The organism is Spirosoma pollinicola, from assembly GCF_002831565.1.
GTDB classification, from domain to species: Bacteria; Bacteroidota; Bacteroidia; order Cytophagales; family Spirosomataceae; genus Spirosoma; species Spirosoma pollinicola.
This window is the reverse complement of sequence record NZ_CP025096.1, coordinates 7895585-7916774: the sequence shown is the minus strand read 5'-3', so window position 1 is coordinate 7916774 and position 21190 is coordinate 7895585. Positions and strand designations below refer to the sequence as shown.

19 protein-coding genes and 1 pseudogene are annotated in these 21190 nt (G+C 44.2%); 7 read left to right on the top strand and 13 right to left on the bottom strand.

Features of this window, described 5'->3' with window-relative positions:
• Position 1 precedes the first annotated feature (1 nt).
• The 6 genes from CWM47_RS33480 to CWM47_RS33455 form a co-directional block, all read right to left on the bottom strand.
• Positions 2-1618 carry a sigma 54-interacting transcriptional regulator gene (locus CWM47_RS33480; RefSeq protein ID WP_240625592.1) on the bottom strand — a complete coding sequence of 539 codons (1617 nt, stop codon included), beginning with the start codon at positions 1616-1618 and terminating at the stop codon, positions 2-4.
• Positions 1605-3836 (bottom strand): tetratricopeptide repeat-containing sensor histidine kinase, encoded by a 2232-nt coding sequence (locus tag CWM47_RS33475; protein WP_170069473.1) that lies wholly within the window; start codon positions 3834-3836, stop codon positions 1605-1607. The genes CWM47_RS33480 and CWM47_RS33475 overlap by 14 nt, the downstream gene beginning before the upstream one ends.
• Before the next feature lie 275 nt (positions 3837-4111).
• Positions 4112-6499 carry a histidine kinase dimerization/phosphoacceptor domain -containing protein gene (locus CWM47_RS33470; RefSeq protein WP_100992869.1) on the bottom strand — a complete coding sequence of 796 codons (2388 nt, stop codon included), beginning with the start codon at positions 6497-6499 and terminating at the stop codon, positions 4112-4114.
• Between the two features lie 336 nt (positions 6500-6835).
• A complete protein-coding gene (locus CWM47_RS33465; RefSeq protein ID WP_100992868.1) occupies positions 6836-7657 on the bottom strand; it encodes an alpha/beta fold hydrolase in 822 nt (273 codons plus the stop codon).
• 197 nt (positions 7658-7854) lie between these two features.
• Positions 7855-8667: an alpha/beta fold hydrolase gene (locus CWM47_RS33460; RefSeq protein ID WP_100992867.1), complete on the bottom strand. Its 813-nt coding sequence runs from the start codon at positions 8665-8667 to the stop codon at positions 7855-7857.
• Positions 8668-8986: 319 nt separating this feature from the next.
• Complete coding sequence (locus CWM47_RS33455) at positions 8987-9388, bottom strand: nuclear transport factor 2 family protein (RefSeq protein ID WP_100992866.1); 402 nt, start codon at positions 9386-9388, stop codon at positions 8987-8989.
• A 397-nt stretch (positions 9389-9785) separates the two neighbouring features.
• Between CWM47_RS33455 and CWM47_RS40455 the strand changes: the two genes are divergently transcribed.
• The 6 genes and pseudogenes from CWM47_RS40455 (at position 9786) to CWM47_RS33425 (ending at position 14246) form a co-directional block, all read left to right on the top strand.
• Complete coding sequence (locus CWM47_RS40455) at positions 9786-10067, top strand: IS1-like element transposase (RefSeq protein WP_100992865.1); 282 nt, start codon at positions 9786-9788, stop codon at positions 10065-10067.
• Positions 10055-10513: an IS1 family transposase gene (locus CWM47_RS33445; RefSeq protein ID WP_100992864.1), complete on the top strand. Its 459-nt coding sequence runs from the start codon at positions 10055-10057 to the stop codon at positions 10511-10513. The genes CWM47_RS40455 and CWM47_RS33445 overlap by 13 nt, the downstream gene beginning before the upstream one ends.
• Before the next feature lie 940 nt (positions 10514-11453).
• A complete protein-coding gene (locus CWM47_RS33440; protein WP_240625591.1) occupies positions 11454-12152 on the top strand; it encodes an alpha/beta fold hydrolase in 699 nt (232 codons plus the stop codon).
• A 39-nt stretch (positions 12153-12191) separates the two neighbouring features.
• Positions 12192-12425, top strand: a pseudogene (locus tag CWM47_RS33435) (integrase core domain-containing protein); the annotation flags it as partial.
• 627 nt (positions 12426-13052) lie between these two features.
• Positions 13053-13505, top strand: a complete 453-nt coding sequence (locus CWM47_RS33430; protein WP_100992862.1) for a hypothetical protein — start codon at positions 13053-13055, stop codon at positions 13503-13505.
• Between the two features lie 468 nt (positions 13506-13973).
• On the top strand, positions 13974-14246 hold the full coding sequence (locus CWM47_RS33425) for a tetratricopeptide repeat protein (protein WP_157816136.1): 273 nt from the start codon (positions 13974-13976) through the stop codon (positions 14244-14246).
• Between the two features lie 27 nt (positions 14247-14273).
• Here CWM47_RS33425 and CWM47_RS33420 read toward each other — a convergent pair whose 3' ends face one another.
• The 6 genes from CWM47_RS33420 to CWM47_RS33395 all read right to left on the bottom strand — a co-directional run bounded on the left by CWM47_RS33420 (position 14274) and on the right by CWM47_RS33395 (position 19600).
• Positions 14274-14702: a response regulator gene (locus CWM47_RS33420; RefSeq protein ID WP_100992860.1), complete on the bottom strand. Its 429-nt coding sequence runs from the start codon at positions 14700-14702 to the stop codon at positions 14274-14276.
• Positions 14703-14761: 59 nt separating this feature from the next.
• Positions 14762-15031, bottom strand: coding sequence for a hypothetical protein (locus CWM47_RS33415; RefSeq protein WP_100992859.1), 270 nt, complete (start codon positions 15029-15031; stop codon positions 14762-14764).
• A 547-nt stretch (positions 15032-15578) separates the two neighbouring features.
• Positions 15579-16901, bottom strand: coding sequence for an MFS transporter (locus CWM47_RS33410; RefSeq protein WP_100992858.1), 1323 nt, complete (start codon positions 16899-16901; stop codon positions 15579-15581).
• A gap of 33 nt (positions 16902-16934) precedes the next feature.
• Positions 16935-18377: a mannitol dehydrogenase family protein gene (locus CWM47_RS33405; protein ID WP_100992857.1), complete on the bottom strand. Its 1443-nt coding sequence runs from the start codon at positions 18375-18377 to the stop codon at positions 16935-16937.
• A gap of 570 nt (positions 18378-18947) precedes the next feature.
• On the bottom strand, positions 18948-19361 hold the full coding sequence (locus CWM47_RS33400; protein WP_100992856.1) for a putative toxin-antitoxin system toxin component, PIN family: 414 nt from the start codon (positions 19359-19361) through the stop codon (positions 18948-18950).
• Positions 19358-19600 (bottom strand): hypothetical protein, encoded by a 243-nt coding sequence (locus CWM47_RS33395; RefSeq protein WP_100994151.1) that lies wholly within the window; start codon positions 19598-19600, stop codon positions 19358-19360. Before CWM47_RS33395 ends, CWM47_RS33400 begins: the two co-directional genes overlap by 4 nt.
• A 486-nt stretch (positions 19601-20086) precedes the next feature.
• On the opposite strand from CWM47_RS33395, the gene CWM47_RS33390 reads away from it, so the two are divergent.
• Positions 20087-20398, top strand: a complete 312-nt coding sequence (locus tag CWM47_RS33390) for an isochorismate lyase (protein WP_100992855.1) — start codon at positions 20087-20089, stop codon at positions 20396-20398.
• 6 nt (positions 20399-20404) lie between these two features.
• On the opposite strand, the gene CWM47_RS33385 is transcribed toward CWM47_RS33390, so the two are convergent.
• Complete coding sequence (locus CWM47_RS33385; RefSeq protein ID WP_100992854.1) at positions 20405-21061, bottom strand: HAD family hydrolase; 657 nt, start codon at positions 21059-21061, stop codon at positions 20405-20407.
• Positions 21062-21190: the final 129 nt, after the last annotated feature.

Below are 21190 nucleotides of genomic sequence, written 5' to 3'. Positions count from 1 at the left end.
TTTACGGCTGAACTTTTGAACAAAAAAAATAAGCCAGCATCGGAATATCTTCGACTCGTTCACGCAAAGCCGGCAACAAAATAGGAAATACACTTAATCGGTAATACAAATCCAGTCGGAATCGCCCCTGGGCGACCTCTTTTTCTAAGTGCCGGTTCGTTGCGGCAATTACTCGCACATCCGTTTTAATGGGACCCTTCCCACCTAATCGTTCAATTTCCTTTTCTTGTAGCACCCGTAGGAGCTTAGCCTGCAACTCCAAGGGCATCTCGCCAATTTCATCCAGGAAAATAGTCCCTTGATGAGCGAGTTCAAATTTGCCAATCCGTTTTTCCGAAGCGCCCGTAAACGCCCCTTTTTCGTGGCCGAACAATTCCGATTCGATCAGCCCGGGCGGTAGCGTTGCACAGTTCACTTTAATGAGTACTTTTTCTTTTCGGGTCGAGAGCTTATGCACGGTACGGGCAAATAATTCCTTCCCCGTGCCACTCTCGCCCGTCAACAGGACCGTAGCATCGGTTGGAGCGACTTGGGAAACCTGATTGAAGACCGTTAGCAGCAGTGGGCTTTTACCAATGACTTCCTCGATATTAGCTGTTGTTTTGACTTCTTCCTGCAAGTAGCGGTTCTCCCGACCGAGTTGTTCACTCAACCGGGTAATTTCTTCATAAGCCAATAAACGCTCCAACATCAGTAGGATCGATGGCTGCATCCGAGCCAGCAGGGAGAGATGATCGGGCTGGTAGATCGTAGGCTGACGACTGTAAAACGAAACTGAGAAGAGGCCTCGTTGACTGCTGTTTAAGGTGAACCGTAGGTTAGATTGTAAAGAAAAGGTTTTGGCTATAAGCTGGATTAAACGAAACTGCTGACTATGGGCAATAAACTCATCCCCACTAAAGGAAAACAGCCCTTCAGCAAGGGGGATCTGAGTCCGCAACTGGTCGTATTTTTCCTGACTCAATCCACTCATGCGCAGTAAGTCGGCAGGTTGTATCGTCTGATACTCATCCGCGCCCATGCGAAAAAAGCTACAGGAACGTGACGACTGGCCATTTTCCAAGCTAAAAGTGATTAGGTCAAAGGGTATAAAGGGTTGGAGATGCGTAACCACGGCTCGTAGCTTTACCTCCCAGGGAGTAGTATTCGACAGGATATTGGTTAGGGATAATTGAAGATCTTTCTCCTTCCACAACTTTTTTTCTAAACTGTGGGCATGACGGTGCAGGGCAATTTCCAGGCTATAAAGAACATCTTTTTTACCGAACGGCTTGCCAATATACCCATAGGGCTGAGTGGCTTTCACTTCCTGCTGAATGCCATCATTGGCATTAGATGATATGTAGATAAACGGAATATGCTGGGCTTGAAACGAACGGGCCAAGGCCAGGCTTGTTTCAGTGCCCTTCAGGTAAATATCTAACAATACGATATCAGGGAGATCTTGTTCACATATTGCCAGCGCATTGGCGACGGTATAAGCGATGTCTAGAACTTGATAACCAGCTTCTTGTAAAATATCCCGCAGGTTGTCGGCAATCAGGAATTCGTCCTCGACGATCAGCACCTTTACGGCTGATGGGTCCTGACTCTCTTTCGTTGACTTAGTAGACAGCATGGGTTGGAATAATTCGTGGGTTAAACACCTCAAAAAGTACTGAAACTTCCAGCCCCTGCCCGCTAGTGACCTCTAACGAGCTGCCTAGTTGTTGGCTTAAGCCTCGCATAATATTGGCCCCCATTGAATTACTTTGTTTAAGATCAACTCCCGAAGGTAAGCCAACCCCATCATCTTTTACCTGTAACAAATAGCGACCAGTCTCAGCCTTGGCAAGAGACGCATATATATTCCCAGATTGCTCATGGGGGAAAGCATATTTAAAGGCGTTTGTGATAGCCTCATTAATAATCAACCCTAAGGGTATGGCCTGCGAAACGTCCAGCTCCATAGGTATAAGATTATAGTGAATGGCAATACGGTGCTCAAGATCAAAGGAGTCACTAAGCTGCTCGGCAACCTCCTGAATATAGGCACGCATATCGATCTGGGAGATGTTTTCGTCTCGGTAGAGCTTCTGGTGAATCAGGGCCATGGCTCGTACCCGGTGTTCACTTTGCTCAATGGCGCTAATGGCGGATTTGTCCAACAGATACTTACCCTGGGATTGCAACAGGCTAATGATGAGTTGCAGGTTATTTTTGACTCGATGGTGGAGTTCTTTCAAAAGCCAATCTTTTTCTACGATCAGGTGGCTCAACGACTCGTTCTTTTGATTGATCTCCATTTGTTTAGACTCAAGGAGCTGGTTCGTCCGTTGCTTAATTCGGTAGCGATTGTAACTTAGCCATAACAAGAAAGTCAGCAATAAGATGCCGATCAGCGTTAGATTACGGACTAATCGTTCCTGATTAATACTGGCTTTCTGGAGTTGATTTTGTTGCTGGAGCGACTTTATATCCTTCACCTTCTTTTCCGTATCAAACTGAATTTGTAGAAGCGTAATCTGTTTGTTTTTTGCTTCATTTACCAATGAATCATTCAGTACAGTATATTGCCTGAAATGGTTGAGTGCTAGTGCCGTATTTCCCCTTGTTGAGTCGAGTTGATAAAGGGCTAAAAGTATTTGCCGTTTATGTATTGGATGCTTAAAATGCTGTTCGTTCTCGTAAGCTTTGGCCAGGTACAAAGCTGCTTTGTCTAAGCGGTTCGTTTTTAAATTTAAAATTCCTAAATTCTGATTTATATTAGTCAGGATGGGAGAATTAATAGGCTGCACATTCGATTCTGTCCACTTATAATAAACTTCGGCACTTTTGTAATCTCTTACTGCCATGTAACATTCACCTACGATCAAAGAAGCTATTAGTCTGAATTTTGGTAGGCTTACTTCAATTAGTTTCAAGGTAGCTTTGGCCTGGCTAAGTGCTTCCTGACTTCGATTTAAGGCGAGTAGTGTCCGGGAAATATCAATACGGGTGGTTAGTATAGCCTGTAAATTATTCTCTTGTTCGGAAATCCGAAGTGTCTCATATCTGAATTGAAGGGCAGCTCTATGGTTACCTAATTCTTCATATAAAGTGGACAGAATATCGTAAGAGCTACTTAAATAAGGTGTATCGCGCATTCTTAACGAGACGCGGTTCATCCAATAGGCATACTGTAGCGCTTTGGGGTAGTTTCCCAAAAGCTTGTAAAGGGCAGCTAGATGATAAAGGGTTAACACAGGAGATTTATCTCGAAATGGCACCTGAATGGCCAGTACTCTTAAGTATATTCGTAACGATTCAGCTATTCTTCCCCGTAACTGATAGGTCAACGCTATTTCGCTCAGTGTTTCGGCCGCTAGCTGTCGCGCACCAATCTTTTTATACATTCCCAACGCTAACTGAAGGTAGGGTAACCGAGAAGTATCTTGACTTGAGAAACTATCCGCAAACAAATAAGTAGCATCTGCCCACTGTAATTTATCGCGGGTGGCGCTGTATATAGTTAAAGCCTCTTTGAGAGCCCTTCTGGCTTCGTCAATTTGTTTATCTGTGCGAGCCCTTGGATCTATTAATGCCTTGCTTTTGCTTAAAAGGGCTTGGCCAAGTAAAGACCGACTTCCTAATGAGCGACTCAGTACTTCGGCCTGTCTGGCATAGAGCAGCGTTGAGTCTAGATACGCCTGCGATCTGTTTGTAGGATTCTTTTGATACCATTTGGCTAAGGCTAAACAGGCGTTGACCCGACTGCTATCTGGCCTACTTATTTTCAGTAAATTTTGGAGGCTATCGACCTGATGAATAAATGTCTGGCCAAAAGCTGGTAAGCTGTAAAAAAACGCAGTTGCCATAAGTATATATTGCTTCATCGCTATCAGTTTTCCCTTTCCATAGGGGCAATCTACTACAGCAAATCCATGTGCAAATAACTATCTATGTATTAACGCTTTAAGTTAAGGTACAAATTTTACTTTTTTAGTAGTCACTACTTACCAGAACCACCCATTGATCTAAAGGGGCCTTGTTTACATCGCTAGAGATATTACGTAAACTAGTAGAATAACAAAATTTATTATTGACAATCAGAATGTGAATAGCTGATTGATCTATACTCTCCTCCATTGACTTAGTAGACAGCATGGGTAGGAATAGCTTGGGGGTTGAATATCTCAAAAAGCACTGAAACGTCAAGACCCTGCCCACTGGTGACCTTTAACGAACTACCTAATTGCTGACTCAGGCCTCGCATAATATAGGCCCCCATTGAATTACTCTGTTGAAAATCAACCCCTGTTGGTAAGCCGACCCCATCATCTTTTACCTGCAACCGATACTGGTCGGTTGCTAGCGGGCAGAGGAACAGCCAAATACTGCCTGCTTGTTTATGGGGGAACGCGTATTTGAAGGCGTTCGTGATAGCCTCATTAATGATGAGCCCCAAAGGTATAGCCTGTGATACGTCCAGTTCCAGAGGAGCAAGATCATAATGAAATGTGATCCGCTGTTCGGGATCAAAGGAGTGACTAAGCTGCTCGGCAACCTCCTGAATATAGGCACGCATATCGATCTGGGAGATGTTTTCGTCTCGGTAGAGCTTCTGGTGAATCAGGGCCATGGCTCGTACCCGGTGTTCACTTTGCTCAATGGCGCTAATGGCGGATTTGTCCAACAGATACTTACCCTGGGATTGCAACAGGCTAATGATGAGTTGCAGGTTATTTTTGACCCGGTGGTGGAGTTCTTTCAGCAGCCACTCTTTCTGACCCACTAACTCTTCCAGAGCTTGATTCTTCACCTGAATCTCTGCTTGCTGGGTCTGCTTGAGTCGGTAGCGGTTATAAACCAGTCCCAGCAGTAAAAGCAACATGGTTGCCCCCCCAAAGGTAACATTACGGGTGAGATTGGCCTGCTGGACGCGAGCTTGCTGCTCACGAGCTTGACTAGTTAATAAGTCAATGCGATGTACCTTGTTTTGGGTATCATACCGAATCTGAAGTTCTTCAATTTGTTTCGCTTTGGTAGCAGAAAGGGTTGAATCTTTTAGTGCAATATACTGCTGAAGGTGAGCCAGAGCAGACTGGAGATTTCCCTGCGTAGAATCTAATAAAAAAAAATTATAATGGCTTGCCTGCCTGTCTACAGCGTTCCTGGTTCGTTCACTTATGGAAAATAAGCGGGTAAAATAATATCTTGCTTTGGTATATTGCTTTTGAGATAAATAAAATTTTCCAGCCGCATTATAAGTAGTTCTTTTCAATGGGTCTTGATCATCGTATTTATCTAATAAAGCAAATAATTCCCGGTAATATGATTCAGCTTGGTCATAATCCTGTATGGCTTCATAAACCGACGCCAAATTTTGGTAGGATAATATTTTTAATACCACTGAAGATGGTGGATATTCTTTCAAAATGTGTTTATAGAATGAAAACGCTTCGGTCCCTTTCCTTTTTTTAATAAGTAATTGACAGACTCTCCCCGCAACCATATGCACCATGTCTTGATCCTTTGCTTTTTTATAATAATAAAGACTTTTCTTATAATAGCCGAGCCGTTTATCATCATCATTCATATAAAAATAGATTTTGCCAAGCTGGTAATAGACCCTTCCGGCCCTGGAATCCAGATCAGCGTGTGGAATTAGTTGAAGGGCCTGGAGGTCATAGCCCACAGCTGTTTGAAAATTACCCTGTGCTATTTCAGCCTCGGCCATTTCGAAATAAATTATATCCGTCAAGGCACACTTTTCAGTTTTATAAACTCGAAGAATTGTCTTTAACTCAGCTAATGCCAAGTCTAGCCGTTGTTGCAAAGAGAACGTGTAGTACATGTAGCCCACCATTCTCATCTCACTCTCCTGATTTTTTAATTGGTGATAATACCACAAAGCCTTTTTGTAACAGTCGGTTTTTTGAAGTAAATTCTTCCGTGAATGGACGGTGCGCTCACCGAATTGTTCCCAAGCCAAAGCAAGCTGGAGCGTATCGTTGCGCTGCTCGTACTGCCTTATGGCTTGACTAAAATAGTTCTGTGCACGAAGAGAATCATGTTTTTCAAAAAATGCGTTGCCCACTAACTGTAATGCTTTAATACCTAATGGACCGTGGAGTAATTGACTTAGTTGCCCGGCCTGGTTGGCATAGTAGATGGCAGAATCGGTGTCACTCGCCAACTCTAAAGGCTTAAAAATGTAAAATTCGCTTAATTTCAGCAGTACATTAATGTGATTTGAGGTTGGCTTGCCTACTTTATGGACAAGTGTATTACTTAGCTTTTCAGCTTGTTTTACGTAGTTCGTTGCGCTATCGGTATCGGCCTGCAAATCTCCCGGTTTATCCAGATAATATCTACCTAAACTCAGCCATATATTCACCCGATTTGTATCAGTCCTACTTTGTTTGAGCCTGGCGAATAGCTCATCCCGTTGTTTAAGATCCTGACTTAGTCCAGAAAGAGCAGTAACCAACACTAAAAGAATAGATCTTAAAAGTAAACTATGTATGAATCGCTGCATGGCTTGGTTTGGTTATCTATTAACTATTCATTGGCTCAACAATCTAATTCTTAAGCAACCTTTGCCAGTTTGGTAGCTCGCTATCAACTATCCACTATAATCCTTTCTTATGGAGTGTCGTGTCTATTTTCTCGAATCGGTATTCTGCAATTCGTTCTATTTATTTTTAATTAGCCATTGTCAATAGAAAATCCTTTGTACGCTGTCTTGGGGTCAGTACTGCCAGTAGCGCAAGTGATCTATCTGGCAACACGGACCCCGAAACAGCGTACAAAGGCTATAAATTGCCTTCAGCTTAATATTTATATCGATTTATTTACGGTAAGCTGTCCTACATTACGATTGAATAAACGCTAACAGGTCTGCATTAATGGTGGCCGCTTCAGTGGTGGGCATGCCATGAGGAAATCCTGGATAAGAGATAAGCTTCCCATTCTTTAGCAATTTGACAGCCTTCGGGGCAGTAAGAGGGAACGGAACGATCTGGTCATCTTCGCCATGCAGAACGAGTACAGGCACATCTACTGCCTTTAAATCTTCTGTAAAATCGGTTTCTGAAAAGGCTTTAACGCAATCAAAATGTGCCTTGATACTGCCCATCATGCCCTGACGCCACCAATTATCCCGGATGCCTTGCGAGATGTTGGCTCCTTCCCGATTGTAACCAAAAAATGGAAAGGTAAAGTCCTCAAAATATTGGGGGCGTTGCGAAGACGTACCTTCCCGTATGCCATCGAATACCGACATAGGAACCCCATCCGGATTCGTTTCGGTTTGGACCATGGTTGGGGTAACCGAACTGATTAGTACCGCCTTGGCCACCCGTCCCTGTCCATACTTAGCTACATAGCGAATAACTTCACCCCCGCCCGTTGAATGGCCAATATGGATCGCATCTTTTAAGTCGAGAAATGCTGTAAGTTCCGACACGTCCGCGGCATAGGTGTCCATATCATGTCCACTTTCGGGTTGGGACGATCGACCATGTCCCCGGCGATCATGCGCAATGACGCGAAATCCTTTCTGTAAAAAAAACATCATTTGTCTATCCCAATCATCGCTGGATAATGGCCAGCCGTGATGAAAAACGATGGGTTGTCCGGTTCCCCAATCTTTGTAATAAAGCTGGGTCCCGTCACTTACTGTGATCTTGCTCATTGGTTTGGCTATTAATTTTGAGTGTAAATACAGGTTTAAAAACGCTTCAATTTTAGTACAGCTTCAGCAGATCAATAGGAGGGCACGTTCTACCTATTTTTCGACACAAAACGCGCTTAACTTCGATTGCCAAAAAATAATCTTTGGAACGGTTATGCATTACTACCCTTTATGTATATACGTCATTGGGGTTTCATTTATAGTTGACTAATTTCCAGGAAAAGTCGGGTCACTTCGGCGGGCATGGCCAGGTGAGATAGATGACTGCTGTTGATGTCATACTCCTTGAGGATGCCCGCCCCTTTGACCATTCGCTTTTGCAGAGGCAGGCTAACCACATGATCCAGCAAGGTGTGAATGTAGTACTTGGGTACGCTGCCAAAGTTAGCCGGGCTGAGCACGGCGGGGTTAGTGAAGGGAATGGCGGGTTCGGCCCGGTAATTATCGACGACCAACTTCTTGGCCGCATCCGAACCATCCTGGATGAATATGGGAGACAGGTTTTCGGGTTTGATATCCAGCAAAGTTTTGTCCGCCGATGGAATCAGAGCAGGTCCGAGCAGGGCATCGGCATCGGTGTTGGCCAGGTCCAGCAGGCTTTGACCGTTGGCGGGCAGGTAGGCCCCGATATAAATAACTTTCTCAATGCGAGTGGGTACCTTCTCGGCCGTGACGCTGACGACCATACCCGCCATGCTGTGGCCCACCAGGATGACCTTGCCGGGCAGGGCGTTGATCGCACTGACGACTTTGTCACGGTAGGTATCTAGGGTAAGGGTATGGGGGGGTGTGTTATCCGAGCCGTGGCCGGGCAGTTCCACCACCACTACCGTTTGACCTTGTTGTTCCAATTGAGTCTTCACAAATTGCCAGGCATAGGGCCCCTGCCAGGAGCCATGAACGAGCACAAATGTTTTTGGCGCGGTGGGTGCGATGTGATCGCTGCACGAAGAGAGCGCAACAATCAGGCACAAAATGAGCGTGACGGTTAAATGAATTGAGTTTTTCATAAGGGAGATAAATAGTTAATCATTGATAGATGAACAGCGATAAATAAAAAATTCACGAATTGATTCTTTGCCCGTGGAGTCGATTTATATACCTACTCATTATGATCGAGGATACTCCGTTGAGCTTAGTCCTATAGGTTAAGAGCCTCCCATCGAACCTTTTACAATGGCTAAACGCCTAGGGTTGACCGTGCCTGCCTTGAGCAAGAGATCTATCCATATAAAGTAAATACGCCTCTCTTATTAGTCGGTAGTGTTTCTGATACACGACTTACTTGGTTTATATAGTAGTATTGGGCCTATTCTTGCCCTTAACTATTTATAACTCGTAGAGATTTAGGTGTTTTCGCAATAGGGCCGTATCCCAATCGAACATCCTTATTTGGGAAACCTTTTCATCGTGAAAGGTCCAATGATCGACAAAGGGCATTAGCACTAAATCGTCAGCAAGTTTACCTTTAAGCTGTACTTCTCCCAGGACGGCAATATTTGTTTCATCGGTTAAAAATATTTTTGGCGCTTTCCGATAAATCTCCCAAGTTGCCAAAATCCCGGATAAGGAAGTGATAAAGCCTTCTCGCCCATAAAAAGTACCACCATATGGTAACGAAGAGGCCTGATGAACCACAATGTCCGCATTAAGCAGCACCAGTACCTTAACTAGTTTACCTTGCTCAAGGGCCTGGTAGATTGACTGGATGGTCTGGGGGAACGAGTTCATACTGGAATCTAGTTGCTAGGAATTTCCTACGTATGACTTTACTTACAAGGGTCGTGCCATCCTGCGACAACTTCGTCCCGGTTTATCAGCGGATAGGATAGTAGACTAAAAATGAGGGGGTTAATTAGTTTTAAAATGAAGATCCCTTTGGCTGAAAGGCTGTTTATGGACAATACCGTTTTGGGTAATTTTGGAGATTTTTAGATTTTTTTTGATAATTTATTACTGAATGCAGGCTCAACAAATGCATTCAGTAAGTGGATCGGTTTTTAGTGAAAGGAATAAATTGAAGAACTATAGTTTAACTTCCGTCTTGGCCTCTAGCGGGGTAAATGAACGAAGCTGTATACTGAAATTTAGGGTTGTGACTTAATTGTGGACTTTTCGTCTGGAATACATGGTAACTATAACTGTTTCATGCCGCTATTGTGGCAATCCAGATCAAGTTCGGCGTAAAGGGCTAGCCACCAACGGACATCAACGTTACAAATGTGAAGCCTGTAAACGCAGTTTTCAATTAGCCTATACCCATCGGGCGCATGAACCTGGTATCAAAGAGGAAGTCATCGAAATGGCTTTAAATGGCAGTGGCATCCGAGATACAGCCAGAGTGTTGAAGATTAATATGAATACAGTTATGAGTACACTTAAAAAAAAGCCCAGGCAATCGTCTCTGTAAATCCAGCGTATATCAGTAGCCAAACAACGCTTGTGATTCGTGTAGAGGCTGATGAACAGTGGTCTTATGTGCAAAAAAAGCGCAACCGTCGCTGGCTTTGGTGGGCACAAGACCACGACACTGGACAGGTCGTTGCTTTTGTGTTTGGCCGACGAACGAACGCGACTTTTCGACGCTTACAGTCTTTGCTGGAGCAAGCTGGCATTGTCGTCAGCCGTTGGTTTACCGATTACTGGTGGGCTTACTACGATGAGCTTCCTTCAGCCATTCATCAGGTGGGCAAAGATCAGACGCAAAGTATTGAACGAAAACATCTGGATTTACGAACTCGAGTCAAACGATTAGCCCGTCGCACGATCTGCTTTTCAAAGTCGATTTTGATGCATGATACGGTAATTGGGTTATTGATTAACCATCTGTTCTTTAAGTTAAATGTCCATAGTTAAGACACGACCAAATTTAGAGATAACGGAATGGATCGAGGAAGAACCCATTAGCGCTTTTACTTGGCAACAGAAAAGTAATCTGGTAGGAATATATCATTTGCTTACAATCCTGCATCGACTAAATAAGTCAACTCGCTAGGTTTATTCTTCAATTGAAATATCGTCCTGAATTCCAGTCTTTGCCTAACATCAAAGTAACTTTTTGCGAAACAGCTTATAGCCACCGATTTATTCTATAACTGAATTTCTGCATTCATAGCCAAACTACTAGTTGAGCCACTAGCATTAACGGTTGGATGAATATGTATACCTGGCTATTGAAAAAGAAAGCTGTGTTTAACTGAGTGGTCCATTTTGGTGTTGACGCTGATCATATATCCGAAAAGGATCTGGCCCGGACATAGTCTAAAATAATATACACCTCATCCAACCTGGATAGGTAAACTAGAACCACTTTTGTAACATACAGAAACCCTTTAAGAGTAGCAGTTGCCACCCCTTACTTAAAATACGGCCAATCGACAATTGCTTATAGGAGAAGCTTTAATTTCATCTGAACGGTTTGTAAATCCTGTTATTAACTGAACTCTACTGACCTGCGGGCTAAGGCTGCCCAGGTTTAGTCGGGTGCAGGCTCCTGATCATTTTTGCCGAATGACCCAATAAGGGCCTGAAAAATTCTCCAAGCTTCTCAAAAAAACTACAAGAATCTCCTAAATAAAGCAAAGGCAATTAAATCTGCAGGCAATTAAAAAAAAAATATGACTGTAATATAAATCCCTTTATATCAAGTTATTAACCAATATTTCCTAGTTAAGAAATGTCCGAAGCTCCATTGGCACGAACTTGGATAAACCAGAAAACAAGAGTTATAAATTGATTTTATTGACATGACCTGCCTTTTTCAAATCGTTCACCTAGCACTAATTCGGTTTTACCTATGAAACAATTCATTCATTTCTGTTTTATCGCTGTCATATCAGTGATGCTGACAACAGCAGCCACTTTCGCAGGGAATAAGCCTCCCTCATCAAGGACGTTTGTGCTCGTTCATGGCTCCTGGCAGGGGCCCTATGCCTGGCAAACGGTCAAAGGATTGTTAGAGAAAAAAGGGTACAAAGTAACAATTGTTGAACTGCCCGGCCACGGCTCGGATAACACACCCCCCCATACCCTTACCCTAGATACCTACCGTGACAAAGTCGTCAGTGCGATCAACGCCCTGCCCGGCAAGGTCATCCTGGTGGGCCACAGCATGGCGGGTATGGTCGTCAGCGTCACGGCCGAGAAGGTGCCCATTCGCATCGAGAAAGTTATTTATATCGGGGCCTACCTGCCCGCCAACGGTCAAAGCCTGCTGGACCTGGCCAACACCGATGCCGATGCCCTGCTCGGACCTGCTCTGATTCCATCGGCGGACAAAACTTTGCTGGATATCAAACCCGAAAACCTGTCTCCCATATTCATCCAGGATGGTTCGGATGCGGCCAAGAAGTTGGTCGTCGATAATTACCGGGCCGAACCCGCCATTCCCTTCACTAACCCCGCCGTGCTCAGCCCGGCTAACTTTGGCAGCGTACCCAAGTACTACATTCACACCTTGCTACCCAAGTACTACATTCACACCTTGCCTAGCTAGCTAGTCAGAGATGAATTAAAGGACTTACCAGTGGTGCAAAGTATGAGTCGCAAAGGTAATTGTTGGGATAATGCGGTTGCGGAGAGTTTTTTCAAGACCCTTAAGTGCGAGATGGTCAACCATACTTACTTTACGACGCGGTCTGCGGCTCGATTGGCCACCTTTGAGTATATCGAAGGTTGGTACAACCGCCGACGGAAACACTCGGTGTTGAATTACCGAACGCCCAGTCAACAGGAATCTTATTTTTACACTTCCTCGATGGCCGCCTGAAAATCTCCACTATACTGTTGCAAGTCCATTATTAATTTGGCAGGATCATAGACTATTTTGGGTAATGAGGAGTGACCAAGAGGGTTGTCTTATTAAACGCTACTTCCTGAAACGACAGAATCTTCATTCATATGCTCCTTAAATAGGGCAATTACTGAGACGGATCATCACTGATAGTGGATATAACACCGGCAAATGGGTTACATCTTAGCAAAGCTAGTATTAACTATAGTTAATGAATAGGTAATTCTACAGGAATGTACTAGAAGCTGTATGCATATTATTTTAACACTACTTGTGCCATTAGTAGTAGCCTCCCTACCACTTCTAGTTCTTTTTGGTATATGCGGGCTACGGATCATTCGAGCATCAACTCCTTTGCTGGGCTTAGCCATCTTAGGGAGCTTGATGATTGGCTTCCTGAGTTCTGGACTGGCCGTTTTGCTATGTGCGAATGCGTTATCTGATGGGATGCATGGTAGCGGCCCAAAATGTGTAACCGGAGCCATTATCTTCTTACCAATAGGTGGATTTTTCACCTTTACGACTCTTCTGCTTGGTCTACATAAGGCACGTAACAGGGTTTATTATAAGTAACCGAAACACAATACCCCTTGGTATAACACCATGAAGCTCCTTCTATTGTTGCTCTGTATTTCATTTGGTGTATTAGCCTGTGCTCCCCCCACTGATACAAAGCTGAAACTCATCAATGCATCGAACAAACCTGTACTCATCATTTACAACACAGAAGGTAAGAACCATGATGTCAATGGATTGTCAGGAGACTACAATCCATTTCATGAAATCCAGCAGGCAGATAGCACTCGTGGTTATCAAATAGGATTGATAAAAGACAATCCAAATTATATATTACCAGGCGATACTGTATCTGCTCACTTAGGCCCAGGAAAATGGGAGAGTCACATTGGTAATGGTAAGTTATGGGTATACGTGTTTAAGCCTGAAACCGTTTTAACTAATGACTGGGACGGGATACGAATAGGCCAGAAGTGGGACAAAGTCTACTCGTTGACACTGGACCAAGTGAAAGCAAAAAAATGGGTTATCAATCTGTAAAGCCTGTTGTATAAGGCATGTTATGTCAATCACGGCTCCATTTTATAAAAAATTTGGCTAATTGATGGGTTATTCGAAAAATAGTATGCGTATTTTTCAAACACCTTTTTTTGTTAACAGTTTACCAATGTTTCCAACTACAAGAATAGAACTCTCCATAGTAGAGAAAATAATAGATAAATCAATTCAGACCATGTGTTTGATGCCAAGATTGAGAAAGACCATAAGCGGCCCGTTTGAACTGGCGTAAGAGCTGCTCCAATTCCCCATTCGTTTGCGTTTCATATAAGCATGCCCACAAGCCGTCTTGAGCCTCTAAACGCAACCAGAGTTGTCAGTCAAAATGAAACTATTCTTCGACAGGTTGCTACTACAAGTATGCTTTAGTTAAACGTACCATCCAATATATTTATATACTAAATATTTATACTTAATATATATTAGTAACAAAATAATCCTGTGATGACTATGAACCTAATTAGTAATATTTTTGGAGGCAAGAAAAATATAAGTCAGTCAGCCGAAACGGTCTCCAATCCACTAGTGAGTATGCACTTATTGGAAGCTAGGCAAAGTTTTAAAAACGGCGATTATCAACAGGCTTTAGGTCATTGTCAGGAAGCGCTAAATCTAGATTCTATGAATGCAGAGGCCTACCGGATTCGGGGGGTTTCAAAGTATCAACTTAAAGACTCTACCGGAGCGGCGGAAGATTTTCAATATTCCTTGAAATTCAGCTAGTTGTATATAGTGAAAAGCCTAGTCGGGCTACAGTCGTGTTTTTTGCAGCCAGGGCGCAAAAAAATCATCAAACAGGCTGGCATAACTTGTTAAGGAAGTAGGTTTTACCAGATACCCATTCGCTCCCTCCTCAAGAGCCTGTTGCCTCATGGATGGGTTATCCGAGGTCGAAAGTATTAGAACGGGCAACATTTGCCAGGCTGGATTTTGCCGGATACATTTTAAGGTCTCTAGGCCATTTAATATAGGCATATTGACATCAAGTACCACTAACCAATGATTATCTAGATCCTGTCGTATACTAGCGTTGTAGGTTAAATAGTCTAGTAACTCTTGTCCATTGGTAAACTCATAAACCGGTAAAGGCCGGTGGGCTTGTTCCAAGGCCAAACGCAAAAAGTAACGGTCATCTTCATCATCTACTACAATATACGAGAGATCATATTTTCGATCCATAAATTATGTCTTGGGCCAGTTTATAGGAGGTGAAGCTAGATAGGAACAGAGTGGATTACTTACATAGGTGTATGTAGTAAGTCTTCCCATTGGTGTTGAAGTTGCTTTATACTTGATCCTAAAGGCACCCCGTCAAAGGCCTCAACAGGAAGTGGCACATAATTCCCCTGTTGATACTGGCACTTGATGGAGATCACTTGCCAGCCGTAACTAACCAGAAAGGTGACTTGATCCAGACAGATTTCAAAATCCGGATTGACATAACTGAACTCAACGTATCGGCGCTGAGGACTAAGGGCGCAGAAAAGCAATGTTGTTACTTTTTCCATGTTGTTCCGATAAGAAGCTGCTGAAACGTAGGCCAATAGTCTGGAGCAGACAAAGGTATAAGTTATGCTCAAAGTGTGTTTGTCAATCTCATTGATGGGGTACGCGCTGCTGTTGTTCTGGTGAGAAAATCGTCGGCTTCGATAAGGTACCTTTGATGCAGTTTTACTTCTTCTTTCTGAGCCTTGCTTCTGAGAATATTCCCTTAACATAAGAATTCATATGCAACCTGACTGAGAAAACTACAATTTTCAAAGCAATTAATTTGTCAAAAGAATATGCAGAGAATCTCCTCTTCTTGGCTATACAATGACAAATGAGTTAATCTTTTCAAGAACTAGTTGTTAAGTTAGGAAAATTTCGAATTCTTAAATAACACTTCTACCCGATACGATGGAACCGTCATGTATTTGCTTCAATAATGGGGCGTTCAAAGAGACGCTATCCTACCTGACCTGTCTGGAAAAGCGTTGGCCGTTATAGTTGTTAATCCTCTTTTGTATTGATCTGTATGCCACTACAATCTTGCCCAATTAGAGTTGATCGCTACTAATGAATCAAATCTTTCTCTCGAATATGAGATCCGTACAAGGCGAAGGTTAACATCACCACTTCACAAAAAACGGTAAGCAGCCAGGTCCACCGCCAGGAACCCAATAAATCGGCTAGCCCTCCCTGTATCAGCGTAAAAACGGCTCCCCCGAACACGGCCGAAATAAAGATGCCGGATGCTTTTGAGGTGTATTGGTTCAGCCCTTTTATCGTTAGTGAGTAAATGCAGCTCCACATCGAAGAATGCAGTAAGCCGATCGCCACTAACAACCACAAATTCTGGGTAAGCATGGCGGTAACCGCAAACGCCGTAGCTAGCGTGGTTGTGGTAATCAACTGCGTCCGGGCCGAAATCCTCCCTAAAAAGCTGGAAATGGCTCTCCCTACCAGAAAGCCGCCCCAGTATAGCGTCGACAACAGGGCATGAATGCCCAGATCGAGTCCACCCAGAACGATATCTGTTTTGCCCAAAAATGTGATGGGATGACCCGATCCCATCCGTTCAAACGCATACAGGTTGATATTAGCCCCAATGGCCACTTCGGTACCGACGTAGAAAAAGATGGCGATGACCCCTAGCGTAAAATGCCGGAACGACCAGATACTTCGTTCCAGTTTTTCACCGATCGAAGCTCTGGTATGGGCGATATCCGGAATATGCAGTTTGCTGGTTAGAAACGTGACGGCTACCACGCCTATGATGAGAAAAGCAAAGGGGAACAATAGCTGTTCAATCTTGATATTTAGGATAGGAATGCCACTAAACATCACTACGGTAACGAAAAACGGAGCAGAGGTCGTCCCAATGGAATTGATCGCCGTGGTAATGTTTAACCGTTGTACCGGCTGCGTACCCCTCAGTTCGTACGACGCTACATAGGGGTTGACCACGACCTGAATGATAGCCGCAGATGTGCCCATCAAATAAGACCCCAGCACAAAGATTACAAACCCAAAAGGGATCGTCGCTTCATTGCCTACGGGAAACGTTAATGCCGGGTATTGATAGCCAATCCAGGCCGAACACCAGTAGGTGGACAGGCCAGCAATAATGAACGCCAGGCCCCGTAATATGGTGTTTTTGTACCCATACATATTGACCCACCGACTGCCTACCGTTCCGTTAAGCAAATACCCTAAAAAGAAGAAAAAAGAAAGTAACGTCGTAAAGGTGTTCTTCAAATTTCCCGCGTGGGCCAGAAACGTAAACCGCAGGGGGGCTTGTAATTGCTCATTCACCGTCGTCAAGAAGCCGACAATAAAATAGATAAAGGTAATGGTGGCAAAAGGCAGTAAACGATTGCGAAGCTGAGCGGTCATAGGTTCACCGGTTGAGGCTGTGAATGGATAGATTTATTGCAGAATGGATGTTAATACAAATCTCATTCCGTTGTCGGTAATCCAGCTAGCGAAATCGGTGAGTAACTCGGTAAACGTCTTGTCAGTCGCCAGAGAAATGCCTTGAAAGGCCGACATACCCAAAAAATCAATCGGATTATCACTCGCAATGAGTTCATTGTCTTTTGGCGTTATCCAAGGTTCGGTAATAGCATAGCTAGTTCCATTATCGTCGATTCTACTCCGTAGATAATGCCGGTAAGCCGCCATCAGAAAGGTCATCCGGGTAAGGTCTTTTCTGTCCCGGATCATTTTGGCAAGGTTGGGTAGGATATAGACGGGAAACTTGGATATGCCGTCCGAGCAGAGCCGGCTGAGCTGGTCACTGACCGATCGGTTGGCAAACCGCTCGATCAGCGTCTGCTTGTAAACGTCCAGATCCGTATCGCCTGGTGCCGGTACATAGGGGGTTATATCTAGATCCATAAAATTACGCAACAAGCGTACCAGACTCTTATCCTGCAGGGCCTCGTCCACCTTACGGTATCCCAGCAGGGTCGCCGGATAAGCTAGTAGCGTATGTGACGCGTTCAACAGGCTCAGTTTCATGTTCTCGTAGCCAGTCACGTCGTCGGTAAATTCGACGCCCACCCGTTCCCACTGGGGCCTGCCAGCTACGAAGTTGTCTTCGATGACCCACTGGATAAAATCCTCACAGTATACCGGTGCCTGATCGTCAACACCACTTTTTTGATTGAGCCATGTTACATCCTGGGGCCTGGTTACCGGGGTGATCCGGTCGACCATGCTGTTGGGAAACGTTACGTGGGTCGCTACCCACCCGGCTAACTCGGGGTCCTGAGCCTCGATGAAACTCATAAAGGCATACCTGGCCGTGTTGCCATTGTGCTGCAAATTATCGCAGGACAGTAGGGTTAACCCGCCATGGCCAGCGGCTTTGCGTTTGCGCAGGCCTTCTGCCACAAACCCGAAAACAGTGGTAGGCCCGTCCGGATGGGTCAGATCATGCTGCACGGGCTTATCCTCCAGCATAAAGGTGCCCGAAGCCTTGTCTATATTATAACCGCCTTCGGTAATGGTTAGGGTTATAACCTTAACCGCCTGGTCGGCGATCTTATCGGTTACGGCAGCCGGGTTTTCAACACCCCAGATCAGTTCGGTGAGGGCACCTATGCGGTAGACCTTATCCTGGCCACTGCGTCCGCAGACGGTTAACGTATACTCCCTGTTTTGCCGCCGTAATTTTTGTACGAGTGACTCGTCAGCCGGTAGCAGAGCAATCCCGCAAACTCCCCATTGCTGTTGATCGGGGTCCTCAAGAAGCAGGTTCGTGTAGAAGGCCTGGTGGGCGCGGTGGAAGTTACCCACGCCTATATGGACTATGCCCACCTGGATATGAGATCGATCAAATTTGTAAGCAATAACGTCGGTTATCATTTCGTAGCGGGTTATTTCGTTGCAAACCTAGCGGGTTGGCCCGTTAGGTTGCGGTTAGACTCCGCCAATTTAGCGCTAATAGGGGGGAGCCAACATTCGTACGAAATGTTCCATCTGGCTACTTCCGAAGAGTTAAACAACCCGAATACATACAATGGATAATTTACTTTGATTCTTTTACTGGGTTTATTACCACGATAATGGCTTGTAAATTCAACATTTACCGAGCCGATAAATAGTAAAACAAACGAACGTTTTCTTTACTGCTTTTGTAAGCCTCACATTGTTAAGCTATTAACTCATGAATAGTACTTCATGGAACATTTCGTACGAATGTTGACCACTCCCCTAAATTGAAAGGCCACCCATGAGTATGGCCTTTTAATTCCCATTTTCATTTAAACAACTCTGGTAATCAAGGCCTGCAACGTTACTTTCTCTAGTTGGCCTGACGAAGAATAAGTTAGAAAGCATACTAACAACAAGTATGTAAGCCAGACTGCCTCTTAACTCAAATACCCGTTTCTGATTAAGGACAGTTAATTCGCAACCTGGTTTCTACTTGAACAGCTATCGATTCAGAATTTGCTTGAAATCCGCAAAAGAACAGATGGGTACAGGAGGAAACCGATTCGTTTCTCGAAGCAGGTTCAGAATATGGATATCGTCGGATACCAACCAATCGACACCGGCTGCAATGGCACAATCTACAAATTTGTTGTCGTCCGGATCGGTAAGAACCTGTCCAAACCGAAAGTAAGGTTCCTGTCGTACATGATTGGGAGCAGCTAGTAAAAGTGAGGTGACCAGCTCAGCCGCCACAGGGCTATAATAGTAGCCCGTCATTTCAGCATATTCGAGCAAGATTTCAGTACTGACAACCCACGTGAACTGATTGGCCGCAAACGCATCATAAAGCCAGCGGTACGATCCGTCCCGGGGAATCGACCGGAGTAGACCATTGGTATCGATAACTACTTTCACTGAGCAGCTCGAATTTGGTCAAGCCGTTCCGTACGGTTCTCAAAGTTCATTTGCTCTTCGAGTTGAGCAGTGGTCAGTCCTTTTAGCTGAGTGGCCTTTTGGACCTCTTCTTCGAGCCGTGTACGGAAATGCTGCATAAGCGTTTGGCGCATGGCCAACACTTCGGCTTCGCTCATCTCGAAGCTGAACATTTCTAGTAAGGCCAATTGAGCATTGGTTAATCGTGGCGAGACAACCATAACGATAGCGAGAATAGATAAACTGATATACAAACTTAACCAAAACAGCCGATTAGTGAGTTTGGTGCGGCTTTGATACTTGTGATATTGCTAGAAGTGCAACAAGTTTAGATCTGAACGTATGCAACTGATTGCGTTAGACAGATAATAAAAAATAACCGTCTCTTTATACGCTCTCACTTGAGACGAAGAATTTTTCATATGTCTGCTTCTTAAGCGGGGCTTTTAATTAGACAGCACCCGTGTATACGGCTAAAACCACAGGGGTAATCCTGATGATGGACTGTAAGAATGAAAGATCTTTGAGCGGCAAACGCACATAGTCAAAGTCTGGCAAAATACTATGAACTTAGGGTATCAAACCGGACGTAGGTGACAACTACCAACTCACTGAGGAGCCGTGTGCCGCTAAAGTGGCTCGCACGGTTTTGAAGACCAGCGGGGCCGGGGACGGTCTCGCTGAGTTTAACATATAACAAGATATACATGAATCAACACCTTAAACCGCCAGAAGATTGTCAAGATATGAACGACATTAGGCAAGCTATTGACTCGCTCGATCAAGAAGTGATTGACTTATGGGCTCAGCGATTTGAGTATGTTAAAGCAGCGGCCAAATTTAAAATCAACCAAACCTCAGTTCGAGCACCTGAACGCTTTGCGGCTATGTTGACCCAGCGTCGAGAATGGGCTCAAGAGAAGGGATTGAATCCAGATATAGTTGAAGGACTCTATCGAACCTTAGTTACTCACTTTATTGACGAAGAGATGAAGCATTGGCAGCAACGCTCAACATAATCGTACTTACACAACAGCACTACGTACCCATTTATCAAACTTATCAATCGAGATAAACAGTTGGTCAGGGTGTAAAGCTTCTAATTCTTCAACATTTGTCGTCTCAGCCCAGGCAGCTCCCACAACGGGAATACCGGCTTGTCTTGAAGCGAGAACAACACTAGGCGCATCACCTACATACCAAACCTGTTCTCTGCTTAAATCAGGCCACTGAGAAAGGATAGATCTTATACCATCCACTTTTCTAGGACCATGAATCCAACCCGTTTCGATAAACTCAAAATAGTGACTGAGCTTAAAGTAATTTAATGAAATAGCCGTGCTTTGAGGTCCTTTGCCCGTCACTAAGCCTAAGCGAATCCTTTCGTTTTTGAGGTCATTAAGAAGTTCAGCGATTCCATTAAAAGGTGTCGAACACATATCTTGTAGCTGCTCGTAATGAGTAATATAATTAGCAACTCCTTCTTGGTAGTGAGTTGGAATCAGAGCTTGAATGGTTCCCTCCTCGGAAGGACCAAAAGTGGAAATGATTTCTTGGTCGGTGAGCACTCGATTAGCCAACGGCTCAACCGCTTGGCGGAAGGCTTGGATACATAAAGGAAGCGTGTTCGCTAAAGTGCCGTCTAAATCAAATATTAGTGCCCTAACAGGGTTGTTGTGCATCTCAAAGTAGTCTTATTTTAGTTCAATTATCTAAAATAGAAAGTTGTCTTTTCTATTTTAGATTTCACAACATAAGGTTAGATATAAAACAGATCCTGAAAAAATGCCGGTAGCAACTACGTTACTACC